We start from the raw sequence: 14,242 nt of genomic DNA, 5'->3' as shown, positions 1-14,242 counted from the left end.
ATGCTCGTCAAGAACATCTCCAACTCCCCCACCGCCAAATTACGGATCTGCTTCGTCCGACTCGCCGGAACCGCCACATCATTACGAGCCCACAACGACGCGAAAGCCTCACTCTCAGCACACAACTCAGAGATGAAACCCTCCCACCCCGGATCACCGAGATTCTTCGCATACGAACCCCGCAGGTAACCGACCATGCGCCGCAAGTCATCCCAATTATGGTGATAGGTGTTGCAACACTCCGGGGTCAGAAACACCCGACGGGCCACATTACGCTCGCCCTTGACGAAACCCGGGCACAGCGCCTCATACGACTTATTGTGCGCCAGCACGTCATAACGCGGGCTGAGCACCACACCTGGCAAAGGTTCCAGATGATCGAGAATCACCTGAAGTTCTTCTGGCAGAGCGGTGCCCGCGTGCGCGGTCGGCACCGTCGGCACATCCGCAAGTCGATAAAGATGCGCCTTCTCCGCCGCATCCAACGACAACGTCCGCGCAACCGAATTCAACACCTGAACACTGACATTGATCTCGCGACCTTGTTCTAGCCAGGTGTACCAAGTGATGCCTATTCCGGCGAGTTGTGCGACTTCCTCGCGGCGCAGGCCAGGGGTTCGGCGGCGGGGGCCGGGTGGCAGGCCGACGTCGTCGGGGGTGATCCGGGCGCGGCGCGACTTCAGGAAGGCGCCCAATTCGGCGCGGCGCGCCTTGCGTATCGCACGAACGTCGACAACATCAGCCATAGAGTGATCATCCCGGATCCCGCTAGCGGTATCCAGGTGCTGCCAGTAATAGTTTCAGTGTGAGCGCATGTCGCGCAGGGCGTCCCGTGCTCGGTCGAATACGGCCAGCGGCGGGCTCGTGACGAGGTTCGCCAAGCCGCTCTCGCCGGCATGCGGATGCGGCCGGGTCGGGGCGAGCCGCTCGGCGGTGCGCACCATTCCCGCCCAGCGTTCGAGCTGGTTCACCGAGAACTGCTTGAGCAGGAAGGGGAATTCCTCGATCTCCTCGTGTGCGGCATGTTCGGTGACCTTATCGGCGAACGCGGCGAGCTTGGCATCGAAATCGGGATGGTCGATGCCCATGTCGTACAGTTCGGCCAGTGCGCGCTTCACCGCGTTTTCCTCGGCCAATCTGGGCCCGATAATGTCGTCGGCGCCGAAGGCCGCGCGCCGCGCCACCGCGTGCACGACCTCCTCCTCGGCGGTTTCGTGTACCGCGAGTAGGCGCACCAGCTCGGTGAACAGTTCCCGCTTATCGTCCTGGCCCGATTTCAGCTTCTCGAGCAGGCGCCGGATCTGCTCGTGCTGGGCAGTCAGCAGATCGATCACGTTCTGATCCAGCTTTCCCATCGTGCACCTCATTTCTGCGGCGGGGTATTACACATCTTCCTCCGAAGGCCGGCCAGCGCGCCACGGGCAAACTCACCACCGAGCCGTTTGCTACCTGCGCCGCTGGGTAGGTCGGCCATATGGATCATGCCGTAGCTCCTTTACTCGATGCCCTTGCTGAATACCGTGAGCTGGGACGATACGGTTTTACCCCGCCCGGCCACCGACAGGGCCGCGGCGCTGACGAGCGCGTGCGGCGCATCCTCGGCGCCGATACCTTCGGTTCGGATGTCCTTGGCAACAGCGGGCTCGACGACCGCAAGGCAAGTGGTGGCTATCTGGCGCGGGCCGAGGAGTTGATGGCCGACGCGGTCGGCGCCGATTACGCGTTCTTCTCGACCTGTGGCAGTTCACTGTCGGTCAAGGCGGCGATGATGGCGGTCGCGGGCGGCTCACCGGGCCTGTTGGTGGCGCGCGACAGCCACAAGTCGATCGTCGCCGGTTTGATCTTCTCGGGTGTGCAACCGCGCTGGGTCACCCCGCGCTGGGATGCCGAGCAGCACCTGTCCCATCCGCCGTCACCCGAGCAGATCCGCGAAACCTGGGAGCGCTATCCGGATGCGGCGGGGGCGTTGATCGTCAGCCCGAGTCCGTACGGGACCTGCGCCGATATCCGGGGTATCGCCGAGGTGTGCCATGAGCGCGGCAAACCGCTCATCGTCGATGAGGCGTGGGGTGCACATCTGCCGTTCCATGAGGAATTGCCAACGTGGGCAATGGATGCCGGTGCGGATGTCTGTGTGGTCAGCGTGCACAAGATGGGCAGTGGATTCGAGCAGGGTTCGGTCTTCCATATGCAGGGCGACCTCGTCGAGCGCGAGCGCCTCTCGGCATGCGCAGATCTGTTGATGACCACCAGCCCGAATGTCATGGTGTATGCGGCGTTGGACGGTTGGCGACGCCAGATGGTCGAGCACGGTCACGAATTGCTCGGCGCCGCACTGAAATTGGCCCGGCAGTTGCGTGCGGATATCGAGGATATTCCGGGATTGCACGTACTGGAAGACGAACTGCTCGGCGCCGAAGCCTCGCACGACCTGGACCGCATGCAGGTCCTCATCGATGTCAGCGAACTCGGATTGTCCGGCTATCAGTGCGCCGACTGGCTGCGCGAGAACGCGCGCATCGACGTCGGACTCAGCGATCATCGCCGCATCATGGCGACACTGTCGATGGCCGATGACGAGTCCACCACCAGGCGGTTGCTCGACGCGCTGCTGTCGCTGAGCGCGGCGGCATCGGAAATCCGAGCGCCGGAACAGATTCGACTCCCCGCTCCGCAAGAACTCGAACTCGACACCACAATGCTTCCACGCGACGCGTTCTTCGGATCGGTCGATACGATCGAGATGAAGTCGGCCGCCGGACGGATTGTCGCCGAGCAGCTCACGCCGTATCCGCCCGGTATTCCGGTCGCGGTGCCCGGTGAGCGGCTGAACGAGGCGGTGATCGACTACCTGGTCACCGGTGTGCACGCCGGAATGGTGGTGCCGGATGCCGCCGACAGTTCGATGCGGACGGTTCGCGTGGTCGCCGAGTGACGCGCGGCATCAATTCGGCTCTGCCCGGCGCAACAGCGTGAGCGTCGCAGGACGGCTGGTGAAGGTGAAGTCGTCGCCGCGGTAGTCGACCTCGCCATCGGCGGCAAGGGCGACCGGGCCGTCCTCGACGCGCACGGTCAGCCGGTCGGCGTGGCGGTTGACGTAGGTCGCGGAACGGTCGAGGGTGCCGGTGAGGGTCGCCCAGATCAGTCGGGTTCGGGAAAATGGCAGGTCCGCGCGCAGATAGCGGATATCGAGGGTGCCGTGGCGCAATGCGGGGCGCGACATCGGGATCTGGTGAGCGGGGTGGTAGTGGCCGTTGCCGACGAACAGCATCCAGATGGCTGTGCGGGTGCCGTCGATGGTCGTCGGCAGCGGCTGGGCCCGCAGCAGTACCCGCAGCATGGCGATTCCCGCGGCGGGCCATTTGCCGAGCCGCGGCTCCCAGTGTTCACGGAAGCGGACGAAGTCGGGATAGCCGCCGAGACTGGCGGTATTGACGAAGGTTCGTGGCTCGAGTCCGTCGGATCGCACTTCGGCGGTATCGGTTCGGACCGCGTCGCCCGATTCCAACGCGGCCACCGTGTCCTCGAGGCATTCCACCCCGGTATCGCGGGCGAAATGATTGAGGGTGCCACCGGCGAATACCGCCAGTGGCAGCCGATGCTGGACCGCTGCGGCGGCGACGGCCGAAACCGTCCCGTCGCCACCGAATACGCCGAGTGCGGCGATTTTGTCGCGGCCGACTCGTTTGTCGAGCTGGGTGGTGAGATCATCGGTGACCGTCAAAACCTCCGCGGCGGGCAGGCTTTCGTGTAGTAACCGCAGTTGTTCGGAGCCGGCGCCAACACCCGCACCCGGATTGATCACCAGCAGAAGCCCGAATCCGTTGCGCATCGGGGTGATTCGTTCATGCGCGCCCAGTTCGGCGGGCTCATCGTCGCGCTGCGCCCACCAGCGCCGGGTGCCGAGTGCGATCGCAGCGCCCAATGCCCCGCCTGCGATCACATCGGAGGGCCAATGGACACCGATGTGCACGCGCGAATAGCCGACGGCCACTGCTATCGGCGCGATAATGACCGCGGCAGTGGGAGATTCGAGGGCAACGCCGGTTGCGAAGGCCGCCGCGGAGGCGGAGTGACCGGAGGGGAACGAGGAGGACACCGGCGGTTTCACCAGCCGTCGCACGAAGGGCACCGATTCATCCGGTGGTCGGCGGCGCGGAAACAGCGGCTTCGCGATGCCGTTCGCCACCGAGCTGGCCAGCGCGATCGAGACCAGCCCGCGCACGGCCGCCCGTCGCGGTGCTCGACCACTCATCGACATCAGCGCCGCCACCACCAGCCACAACCGACTGTGGTCGGCGCTCATACTCAGCGTCCGCAGGAACCGATCGGCGGCGGTCGGGCGTACCCGCGCACTGCGCGCCACGAGCCACGCGTCCACGTGGCTCGCGGCCTTCGGTGACTGCCTACGCATCTCCACAGGCTATCCGTCCACGCGCGGTCCGCTTCGGCACCCGGGCGATGCGATCCAGAGCTGACCCGTTGACCTGCGATAACACCGCTCAGCCTTGACACCCGGAGCAAAGTAGAGGAATCATCTGATTCCATTGGAATCGACCGATTCCCATGAGCTCGGGCGCGTACTCGTCCGGAGGAGTGCAAGATGGATCAGCCGACGACACCACCCGACCACGTGCCGATCGTTGTGATCGGGGCCGGGTTCGCCGGTATCGGGTTGGCGGTGAAGCTGCGTGAGGCCGGGTTCCGCGACTTCGTCATCCTCGAACGCGGCTCCGATCTCGGCGGTACCTGGAGCGCCAACACCTACCCGGGCTGTGCGTGCGACGTGCCTTCGATGCTGTATTCGTATTCCTTCGCCCCGAACCCGAATTGGTCCCGCCGCTACGGCACCCAGCCGGAGATCCTCGACTATTTGCGCGGCGTCGCAATCGAATATGCTGTGCCACAACACGTTCGATACGACACAGAAGTACTCGACGCGATTTGGGACGAAGGTGCTGGAAGGTGGCGCATCCGCACCGGACAGGGGACATTGACCGCCGATGTGCTGGTCTCGGCGATCGGACCGTTCAGCGAGGCACAGATCCCCAGTCTGCCCGGTATGCCGAATTTCACCGGCACCCAATTCCATTCCCTGCACTGGGATCACGACCACGATCTGACCGGTGAGCGGGTCGCGGTCATCGGCACCGGCGCGTCCGCGGTGCAGTTCATTCCGGAGATCCAGCCCATCGTGGATCGACTGACGGTGTTCCAGCGTTCGGCGCCGTGGATCGTGCCGCGCATGGATTGGGCGACCAGCACCGTCGAGCGCCTGCTCTTGCGCCGGATGCCCATGCTGGGCAAGACGATCCGCGCCGCGTACTTCACCGGCATCGAGGGGTTCGGCCTGGTCGGGTTCGTGGACAAACGGTTCCGTCATCCGTTCGAAGCACTGGGCCGATTGCAGCTGCGTCGGCAGGTTCCCGATCCGCGACTGCGCCGCAAGCTCACGCCCGACTACATGATCGGCTGCAAACGCGCGATCTTCTCCGACGCCTACTACCCCGCGCTGTCCAAGCCCAATGTCGAGGTGGAGACCGCCGGAATCGCCGAGATCCGGCCGCGATCGATCGTCACCGTGGACGGCACCGAACACCAGGTCGACACGATCATCTGGGGCACCGGATTCGGTGTGCCACCACGGATATTCGAGGCCATCCACGACACCGCGGGGCGCACACTCGCACAGCTGTATCGCGAACGTCCACGCAGCTATCTCGGTACCAGCGTCACCGGATTTCCGAACTTCTTCACCACCCTCGGGCCGTTCGGCGCGGCCGGGAACCAGTCGGCGATCTTCATGATCGAGGCCCAGATCCGCTATATCGTGGACGCGGTAAAGAATATGCGCGACAACGGACTTCGCCGCATCGAGGTCCGACCGCAGGTGCAGCGGAACTTCGTCGATGAGATGGAGCAGCGCAGCCGCGATACGGTGTGGGTCACCGGCGGCTGCCGTAGCTACTACCAGACCGCCGACGGCCATCACAATGCCGGGTTGTATCCGAACTGGAGTTTCGAATATGCCAGGCGCACCAAGCGATTCGATTCCGACGACTACCTGATCGAGGCATCATGAACCTGCTGCGGCTGTTGCCGACCAATGACACCTTCGACATTGCCGACAAGGTCGTGGTGATCACCGGCGCCGGACGCGGCATCGGTGCCGAACTGGCGAAGATCCTGCACCGCCGCCGCGCGCGGGTCGTCATGCTCGACCTGGACGAGGCCAAGGTCGGCATTGTCGCATCGCGATTGGGGTCACGGGCGATCCCGCTGCGCGCCGATGTCGCCGACCGCGACAGTATGATCGCCGCCATGACCACGGTCCGTGATCGTTTCGGCCGCATCGATCTCGTGATCGCCAATGCCGGTATAACCCCGACGCCCGCCACACTGCGCACGATGGATCCCGCCGATTTCGACCGCGTCATCGGCGTCAATCTGACCGGTGTGTTCAACACCGTCCGACCCGCCCTCGACGATATCGTCGCCACCCGCGGCCACGTCGTGGTGGTCTCCTCCTGTGCGGCATTCGCGCCCGGTATGGGCGGGTCCGCGTACATGATCAGCAAGGCCGGTGTGGAACAGTTGGGTCGCGCGCTGCGGGTCGAACTCGCCGCCTCCGGCGCCACCGCCGGGGTCGCCTATTTCGGCATCGTCGACACCGCCATGACCCACCACACGCTCGACGACGACGAATTCGGCCGCGCGGCCGATGCCATGCTGCCCTGGCCGCTCAACCAGCGCATCAGCGCCGCTCAGGCCGCTTTGGCCGTCGCCGACGGCATTGCCCACCGAGCCCCGCGCACCATCGCACCCCGCGTCTGGGAGCCCTATTCCCTGCTGCGTGGTGCGATCAACGTGCTGATGGACCAGTACCTCAGCACTGACGAACAGTTGCGGATCCTGCTCCGCAAGCTGGAACAACGCGAGTCCAGCGACGCATGACATGATCCAACCCGTGACTTCGTCAGCATCTACCTGGCGCGGCAGCACCATGGCCAGCCGCGCCGCCGAGCGCCGCGAACAACTCGTGCGCGCGGGTTACGCGCTGCTCGGCGGCGAGGGCGCGGGGGCGACCACCATGCGGGCGGTGTGTCGTGAGGCGGGCCTGAGCCTGCGCTATTTCTACGAGAACTTCGCTGATCGCGAAGCCCTGCTGATCGAGATCTACGACCAGACCGCACATGGGCTCGTCGATGCCGTCACAACCCGGCTGGTCGACGCGCCTTTCGACGAAACTGCCCGCGCCCGAGCGGCTTTCGACGCGGCGGCACAGTATTTCGCGGACGATCCACGCCGCGGACGGATCATGTTCCGCGAAACCCTCGCCGATGACACGCTGCGCGCCCACGGCGCCGACGCACTCCCCGCCTTCGTCACGCTCGTCGCCACCCAACTCGCACCGGAGCAGGCCGCGCGTCTGACCTCCGCACCGGGCCGGATTCCGCTGCCGGTCAGCGCGATATCCGGCGCGCTCGTCGCGCTGTTCCTCGATTGGCTCGACGGCGACGTCGAGGCCAATCGCGACGAGGTCGTCGACTACGCCACCCGGCTCACCATCACCATTCTCGGGCTTACCTGATTACAGCAGTCCACGCAATCGCAGATCGCTGACGTACTTGTCGATGAGCCGGGGCGTCAGATGCGGAATATCGTGGTCGGCACCGACTTTCGCGGCTTGCACGGCAGCGGTGAACCCTTTTGCCGGGATGGCGGCACCATGGACCGGCCGACCGGGTCGGCTATAGGCGTGCAGCAGCGGTAGCAGCGAGGCCTGCCGCTGTTTCTCGGGAAGACCGCGCAGCGCGGTTTCGAATCGGCTCAACCATTCCTGATAGTCATCGATCCGCCGGATCGGGTGGCCGGATTCGATGAGCCATTCCACGAATTCGTCGAGCGAGATGCCGTCGTCGTGTGGATTGAGGACGTCGAAGGTGTGGAAATCGGTGCGCGCCCGGGCGCCGATGGTGGCGATCGCTTCGGCGGTGAAGTCGACGGGCAGGCCGTCGTAGTGGGCGCGTTGGCGCTTGCCGTCGGCATCGGTTTCGTAGAAGGAGTACGGGGCGATGCCGGTGGCCACCAGGCTCAGCAGCAGTCGGGTGAACATGTCCGGAACGTTGAGCTGGCCGTCGAATCGGCTGTGCGCCAGGATCATATCGGAGCGGAAGACCGCGACCGGAAGTCCGCACAGATCGTGCGCTTCGCGCAGCAGGACCTCCCCCGCCCATTTGCTGTTGCCGTAGCCGTTGGCGTAGCTGTCGTCGATGGCACGCGTGGGGCTGATTTCGCGGATATCGCCGTCCTCCACGAAGGACAACGGCTGTACCTGGGCGGCGACGGCCACGGTGGACAGATAGGTGACGGGCTTGATCCGCGAGGTGATGGCCAGGCGGATGAGTTCGGCGGTGCCGACGACATTGGGACCGAACAGCTGGTCGTAGGGCAGAACATGGTTGACCAGCGCGGCCGGGTGCACGATCAGGTCGACGGTGTCGGCCAGCCGACGCCACGTCGCGTCATCCAGGCCGAGATTCGGCTCGCCGATATCACCGGGCAGCACTTCGAGGCGGCGGCCGGCCAGCTCGCGGTAGTGCCGCAGCAGCTCCGGATCACCGCTGTCGAAGGCCTCGTCGAGCCGTTTCCGCGCTGCCGCAGCGTCTTTGCCGCGAATGATGCAGATGAGTGCGCCGTCCGTCTTGTCCAGTCGCTCCAGCCATTCCAGGCACAGGAAGCGGCCGAGATAGCCGTTGGCACCTGTCAGCAACACCGTCTGCGTCTCGGTCGTATGTGGGAGATTCGTTGCTGCGGACAGTGTTTGCGCATCGATGAACTTGTCCAGCGTCAGTTCATCGGCACGCGCGAGGCCGCCGTGCGGGTGAACCGCGGCAAAGGTGGGACGGATCGAGCCGGACCTCTGCGCCGATTCGACATACTCCGCCAACTCGCGCAAACCGTTGGCCGGGCTGACGATAACGCCCACCGGCACCTCGACGGCGAAGATATCGCGGAGCAGATTCGAAAACGACAGCGCGGACAGGGAATCGCCACCCAAATCGGTGAATTGCGCATCCGGGTGCAGATCGGTTGTCGCACAACCGAGCAATGCTCGCGCGGCTCGGCTCACGGTTTCCAGAACCGGCAGGTCGGCGGCTTCGCGGCGAAGTACGTGCAGTTCGTTCGCCTGACCTTCGGCCAGTTCGGCATAGAGCTGCCGCAGCCGCTCGCCGTAGCGCTCGATCAGTTTGGGACGCAATAATTTACCGATACCGGAGAGCAGACCGTTTTCGGTGGTGAAGGGTTCGGTTTCGATGAGGAAATCGCGCGGGATCTCATACGATTCGAGATCTGCCGCCTTTGCGATGCGCTGCAGTGAATCACTCAGTGCCGCTTTGGGATCAGCGCTGCGCAGCGTCTCCTCGGTCGGGACGATCACCGCGAGCAGGTAGGCGCGTTCACTGCTGCCGTAGACGAAGATCTGCTCGAGCATCGGGCTGCTGGCATATACGGATTCCAGGTGTGCGACCGCGACGAATTCGCCCTGGGAAAGCTTCAGTACATTATTGCGACGGTCGAGGTAGACGAGTTCATCGGGTCCGAGTTCGGCCACGATGTCACCGGTCCGGTAGAAACCGTCCGCATCGAAGATCTCCGCGGTGACCTCGGGACGCTTGTAGTACCCGGGAATCATGGTGGTGGTCTTCAGCAGCAGCTCACCGCGCGGATGCGGCTGGTCGGTACCGAAATATCCCAGCTCCGGCACATCCACCAGCTTGTAGTCGAGCACCGGTGGGCGGTGGATCACATTGTCGACCATGATGGCGCCGCCCGCCTCGGTCGAACCGTAGCCATCGTGCAGATCCATATCGATGACCGATTCCATGAATGTCTTCATCTCGGCGGCCAGTGGCGCACTGCCGACGATGGGCGATAGGAATCGGCCGCCCAGGAAGTCCTCGCGCAGTTCGGTTTTCACCGCACGGTCGAGTTCGGCGCGGTCGATGCCGGGTTCGGCGCGACGTTCCATTTCGCTCTGATAGCGCTGGAAAACCATATCGCACACGCGTGGCACAAAGAACATCTCGGTCGGCCGGACGAGGCCGATATCCTCGAAAAGCGTCGATATATCGCTCTTGGCCGTGAAATACGCGGTGCCGCCGCGAGCCAGCACGCCGTAGAGCGACATGCGTCCGGCCATATGGCTCATCGGCATATAGTTCAGGCCGATCCCGGCGACCTCCGGCTGGGCCAACCACATCGCGGTTACCAAACGGCTGGTGTACATTGCGCCCTTGGGGGTTCCGGTACTGCCGGAGGTGTAGATCAGCAGCTCCAAAGCGTCGTCATCGGGTACGAACAGAGGCGCGGGCGGCAGGGTGCGGCCGCGTTCGAGTACCGACTCCAGCGATTCCACCACTATCGGAGTGTTCGCCAGGCGATCGCAGGCGGATTCGAATGCGCCGCGCTGATTATCGTCCTCGGGGTGGTAATCGAAGACCACAAGGCGTTCCGGCGTCGGGCCCGCCAGCACGCATTCCACTGCGGTAGTGAGGGTTTCGACGGTCGCGGCGAGGATACGTGGTTCGGTCTCGGCAATGATCGCCGACAATTGCCTCGGCGCCGCACCGGCCTGCAACGGCACGGCAACCGCGCCGAGATACAGACAGGCCAGATCGAGCGTGGTGTAGTCGCTGCTGGTGAAGCCTAGCGTGGCAATGAAGTCGCCTGCTTCGATGGGGTTGTCGGGATTGTGATGCCAGGCTGCGGCGATCGCACCGACGCGCGCCCACAACTCGCCGTAAGTGATGGTGCCGAATTCGGGCAGCGGTCGCAGCGTGCGCCGCCCGGACTCGTCCGTGGTGAGTTCGAGGACCCGGTGCCCGAGCGCGGGGCGATCGGCGTAGGCCGCCATGACCGTCGCCACGATCTGTGATGGCCGCATTCCGGGTTCTCGGATCGCGGCGAAAGTGTCCGGCATCGGTCGCGCGTTGCGAATGTCCGGATAGGTGGCATACAGGTCGGCGATGCGATTCATGACCTGTTCCATCCGCGTATCAATAATCATGGCCAGCCTCCTTCGGTCGCATGCCGACCGTCGGTTGTTCTGTTCAGATTGAAGACGCCTGTATCCAGTAACACGTTAGCCTGGCTAAATATTCCAGGGCGGTCCATATTCGGCAACGGGCCTGGCCATATCATTGCGCCGCGCGGCGCTTTGCGATGCTGAAACCATGACGATCCCGCTTCCCGATCTTGTCGAGACGCTGCTCGGTGGTCCACTCTCCATTGTTACCGCGGGCGATCCGGTGCTGCGAACGCCCGCCGCACGCTACGCCGGCCAGCTGACGCAGACGCAATTGGATCGCTTGGTGCGGGCTATGCGGGAGACGATGCATGCCGCCCCTGGTGTCGGACTGGCCGCCCCGCAGGTCGGGATACCGCTGCGGCTGGCCGTGCTGGAGGATCCGGCCGAAGTGACCGACGATGTGCGCGCGGTCCGCGGACGGGTCCCGCTACCGTTCCGAGTTCTGGTCAACCCGACCTACGAACCCATCGGCGACGCCCGCGCCGCATTCTTCGAGGGGTGCCTGAGCGTTCCGGGCTGGCAGGCCGTCGTCGCGCGCCACGCCCACGTGCGCCTGCGCGGACAGGACGAGCGCGGCCGCGAACTGGACGAGGAAGTCTCCGGCTGGCCCGCCCGTATCGTCCAACACGAAACCGACCACCTCGACGGCACCCTCTACATCGATCGCGCCATCACCCGCTCCCTGACCTCCACCCAAACCCTCACCGACCGCTGGTCCCAGCCGACCCCCGCCGCCGCAGCCGACGCCCTGGGCTTCGACCTCCCCTGAACTCGGCTCGTCGACGGGGTCATCCCTCGTAGCGCGGCGGGAGTCGCATGAGCTGCACGGGCCGCTCGCCGAGCGAGCACTGGCGCAGCGGCGGCCGCACGGCCGACCTGGAGCGAGCCGTGCCTGCTGATCCAGACCGCCGACGGGTCGCACGAGCCGATACCGTGACGTCCAGTCCCGCCACACGAAAACTATTGCGCTGGTAAATCTCCGGGCCGATGAAACGGCGCAGGCCGGTCTCGGTCGTTCGGCTCATCGGGGACTACACGATCGATCTCGGCTGTCACTGGAACCGCCCGCCAGTGCCTCAGACCGCTGCCAATTGCCGATTCGGGTGATGATCACAGCCGCGCAGGCCCCGGCAACCACCATCAACAGCGCCACGACAGCGGCCCGCACCGGCGATAGAAAGTCGGAATCGACTGGCCAGAAAAGCACGGTCCATGTGGCCAGCCACGCCGACCACCACACGCCGACCAACAACCCGCCCGGACGCCCGCGGAGGTCCGGCGCATCCTTCGGTGTCCGCGGATCACTGGCGCGCAGGACGTCGGTCAGGATCGTCGCGGGAAACCACAGGTTGACCACGGGGCAGAACCAGCCGCCGACCACCCACCCGATCGGTAGCCGATGCCGCGCCGCACACAGCGCATCGGCGTTGCTCCTGGCCTGCCGCAGCCACACCAGGAACACGATCCCCGTGCCGAGCAAAGCCACGAACATGATGATCACGGCCGGACCGACGATCATAGACCAGTCATGAAACTCAGTGCGGGCCTGGGTATTCGGGTACTCACCGTGATATCTGTCGAGTGCACGATGGCCCATCGCCTCGGTATTCACGAAGACGAGCAGTGCAGCTGTGGTGCAGCCGATCAAACCGATCGACCAACGCCCGAGCGCGTCGATCGGCCGGACAGCTCGCAGCGGGCCGCGCACTGCACCGGGGGTGGCCGACGGAGACACCCGGCTCTGATTCTGCTCGAGTGCGGTCTGGAGGCTCGCCGAGTTCCGTGAGTCGTCGCAATCGAGCCACCGCGTCGTGGCGGTGGCGACGGTCAATCCGATCGTGATGACCGGGAAGATGACCCCGACCGTCACCAGCACCGGACTGCCGATCGAGATCAGATCGTCGTTACTCGCGGCAACCGCCTTAACGATCGCGAATTCGATTATCCCGTAAGCAATGTCGGCCACACATGCGGCGACGACGAACGCACGGCCCAGCCGACTCCTGCGGAGCAGCTGAATGCCGCCGAGGAGCAGCAGCGCGCCGATCACCAGGAAGATCGGGGCTGAGATCAGCATGGTCGTCCGCATCGGGCGATCCGCCTCGCGAAGCAGCTCACTGCCGGTGTCGAGGAACATGTACAGGCCGACCGCAAGCACTGCGCTCAGCAGCCGATGAGCCGCGCCGAGCAAGGCGAGCACACCCGCCGCGATCGCGGTCCCGCCATTTGGTCGGTCTCCGTGATGGAGATTCGGGCTGCTATCGGGTTGCGGTTGAAATATCATCTTTCGTCCGTCCCAAGAGGCGGGGGATTGTCGAAGACCTGCGGAGGTGTTGCGGGATACGGTTTCATGCATCCCTCAACCTGGTGACGGGGCAAACGGTTGCCCACGTTTCGTGCCCAACTTTTTCGGGCACCGACCTGTTGTAGTTCGGTAAGGACACAGAAAGGCGGTTCGGATGAGCACGACAGACAACGGCGATTGGGTTCGTGACGTTGCGCTCATCTCGCTGCTCGGCGCGGTGCTGCAGGACTGTGCGCGGGAACCGCTGTTATTGCTCGCCAGCGCTCCTGAGACGTCGGTGATTCGGATTGGGCGTGGCGGCGCCGATTCGGCGCGGGCGTTCGACGACTTGCTGATCGAGGCGTACGAATCGACCAAGGACAGGCTGCTGGCCTCGGTCACGAAACAGGTCGGGAGCCGCACCGACGCGGAAGATATCGTCCAGACCGCGTTCATGCGCGTCTACGCCGCGCGCCCCGACATCACCGACGCCGAGGAATTGCGCCGCTACATCTGGACCGCCGCGAAGAACCTGACCCGCGATACCTGGCGGCGGGCCGCCAACGATCGCGACCGCCTCGATCCCGACGGTGAGACGCGGATCGCACAGCTCGCAGACAGCGCCGGACTCGCCTTCGACGATGTGATCGCGTTGCGGCACATGCTGGTTGCCGCGCTCAACGCCGTCCCCGCCCGCGAGCGCGAGGCAGTAGTGGTACGCGCGTTCGAGGGAAACACCTATGCCGAAACAGCCGCGATCATGGGCGTGGGCGACGGGACTGTGAAGGCTTACGTACACGCCGCGCTCAAACGGCTCCGCGCGAACATCGAAGCCGCCTGATACACAATCGAATTCAACGCTCGAG

The 14,242-nt window shown here is 64.7% G+C and carries 11 protein-coding genes; 6 read left to right on the top strand and 5 right to left on the bottom strand.

The annotated features are described in order from the left end of the window. Together AB0J47_RS05170 and AB0J47_RS05165 are read right to left on the bottom strand one after the other, a co-directional pair. Nucleotides 1–746, bottom strand: a 746-nt coding sequence (locus AB0J47_RS05170) for a helix-turn-helix transcriptional regulator (protein WP_364340686.1), incomplete at its 3' end; no start/stop codon positions are given. A 54-nt stretch (nucleotides 747–800) separates the two neighbouring features. Next, complete coding sequence (locus AB0J47_RS05165) at nucleotides 801–1,355, bottom strand: hemerythrin domain-containing protein (protein WP_364340684.1); 555 nt, start codon at nucleotides 1,353–1,355, stop codon at nucleotides 801–803. A gap of 119 nt (nucleotides 1,356–1,474) precedes the next feature. Here AB0J47_RS05165 and AB0J47_RS05160 point away from each other — a divergent pair, with 119 nt between their 5' ends. Next, nucleotides 1,475–2,935 (top strand): ornithine decarboxylase, encoded by a 1,461-nt coding sequence (locus AB0J47_RS05160; RefSeq protein WP_364340682.1) that lies wholly within the window; start codon nucleotides 1,475–1,477, stop codon nucleotides 2,933–2,935. A gap of 9 nt (nucleotides 2,936–2,944) precedes the next feature. On the opposite strand, the gene AB0J47_RS05155 is transcribed toward AB0J47_RS05160, so the two are convergent. Continuing rightward, entirely contained in the window at nucleotides 2,945–4,414 is a 1,470-nt protein-coding gene (locus AB0J47_RS05155) for a phosphatase PAP2 family protein (RefSeq protein ID WP_364340680.1), read from the bottom strand. A 189-nt stretch (nucleotides 4,415–4,603) separates the two neighbouring features. On the opposite strand from AB0J47_RS05155, the gene AB0J47_RS05150 reads away from it, so the two are divergent. Genes AB0J47_RS05150 through AB0J47_RS05140 form a run of 3 tightly spaced genes read left to right on the top strand, consistent with a single transcriptional unit; the run spans nucleotide 4,604 to nucleotide 7,591 of the window. Then, nucleotides 4,604–6,082, top strand: a complete 1,479-nt coding sequence (locus tag AB0J47_RS05150) for an NAD(P)/FAD-dependent oxidoreductase (RefSeq protein ID WP_364340678.1) — start codon at nucleotides 4,604–4,606, stop codon at nucleotides 6,080–6,082. Beyond that, nucleotides 6,079–6,954 carry an SDR family oxidoreductase gene (locus tag AB0J47_RS05145; protein WP_364340676.1) on the top strand — a complete coding sequence of 292 codons (876 nt, stop codon included), beginning with the start codon at nucleotides 6,079–6,081 and terminating at the stop codon, nucleotides 6,952–6,954. The genes AB0J47_RS05150 and AB0J47_RS05145 overlap by 4 nt, the downstream gene beginning before the upstream one ends. A 13-nt stretch (nucleotides 6,955–6,967) precedes the next feature. After that, a complete protein-coding gene (locus tag AB0J47_RS05140) occupies nucleotides 6,968–7,591 on the top strand; it encodes a TetR/AcrR family transcriptional regulator (protein WP_364340674.1) in 624 nt (207 codons plus the stop codon). Here AB0J47_RS05140 and car read toward each other — a convergent pair whose 3' ends face one another. After that, the gene (car, locus tag AB0J47_RS05135) at nucleotides 7,592–11,071 is read right to left on the bottom strand and encodes a carboxylic acid reductase (RefSeq protein ID WP_364340672.1); all 3,480 of its coding nucleotides are present in this window, start codon (nucleotides 11,069–11,071) and stop codon (nucleotides 7,592–7,594) included. 166 nt (nucleotides 11,072–11,237) lie between these two features. Between car and def the strand changes: the two genes are divergently transcribed. Continuing rightward, nucleotides 11,238–11,861, top strand: a complete 624-nt coding sequence (def, locus tag AB0J47_RS05130; RefSeq protein WP_364340670.1) for a peptide deformylase — start codon at nucleotides 11,238–11,240, stop codon at nucleotides 11,859–11,861. Between the two features lie 252 nt (nucleotides 11,862–12,113). On the opposite strand, the gene AB0J47_RS05125 is transcribed toward def, so the two are convergent. Then, nucleotides 12,114–13,376 carry a DUF4328 domain-containing protein gene (locus AB0J47_RS05125; RefSeq protein WP_364340668.1) on the bottom strand — a complete coding sequence of 421 codons (1,263 nt, stop codon included), beginning with the start codon at nucleotides 13,374–13,376 and terminating at the stop codon, nucleotides 12,114–12,116. A gap of 175 nt (nucleotides 13,377–13,551) precedes the next feature. On the opposite strand from AB0J47_RS05125, the gene AB0J47_RS05120 reads away from it, so the two are divergent. Continuing rightward, nucleotides 13,552–14,217 (top strand): sigma-70 family RNA polymerase sigma factor, encoded by a 666-nt coding sequence (locus AB0J47_RS05120; RefSeq protein WP_364340666.1) that lies wholly within the window; start codon nucleotides 13,552–13,554, stop codon nucleotides 14,215–14,217. Nucleotides 14,218–14,242: the final 25 nt, after the last annotated feature.

This window comes from Nocardia sp. NPDC049737 (assembly GCF_040674755.1).
Classification (GTDB): Bacteria; Actinomycetota; Actinomycetes; order Mycobacteriales; family Mycobacteriaceae; genus Nocardia.
The sequence above is the reverse complement of the archived record's forward strand: the minus strand, read 5'-3'. Positions and strand labels throughout refer to the sequence as shown.

Coding starts and splice junctions, on each gene's coding strand:
- AB0J47_RS05150 (WP_364340678.1), top strand. CDS start 4,604: ATGGATCAGCCGACGACACCACCCGACCACGTGCCGATCGTTGTGATC.
- AB0J47_RS05155 (WP_364340680.1), bottom strand. CDS start 4,414: ATGCGTAGGCAGTCACCGAAGGCCGCGAGCCACGTGGACGCGTGGCTC.
- AB0J47_RS05120 (WP_364340666.1), top strand. CDS start 13,552: ATGAGCACGACAGACAACGGCGATTGGGTTCGTGACGTTGCGCTCATC.
- AB0J47_RS05160 (WP_364340682.1), top strand. CDS start 1,475: ATGGATCATGCCGTAGCTCCTTTACTCGATGCCCTTGCTGAATACCGT.
- def (WP_364340670.1), top strand. CDS start 11,238: ATGACGATCCCGCTTCCCGATCTTGTCGAGACGCTGCTCGGTGGTCCA.
- AB0J47_RS05165 (WP_364340684.1), bottom strand. CDS start 1,355: ATGGGAAAGCTGGATCAGAACGTGATCGATCTGCTGACTGCCCAGCAC.
- car (WP_364340672.1), bottom strand. CDS start 11,071: ATGATTATTGATACGCGGATGGAACAGGTCATGAATCGCATCGCCGAC.
- AB0J47_RS05125 (WP_364340668.1), bottom strand. CDS start 13,376: ATGATATTTCAACCGCAACCCGATAGCAGCCCGAATCTCCATCACGGA.
- AB0J47_RS05145 (WP_364340676.1), top strand. CDS start 6,079: ATGAACCTGCTGCGGCTGTTGCCGACCAATGACACCTTCGACATTGCC.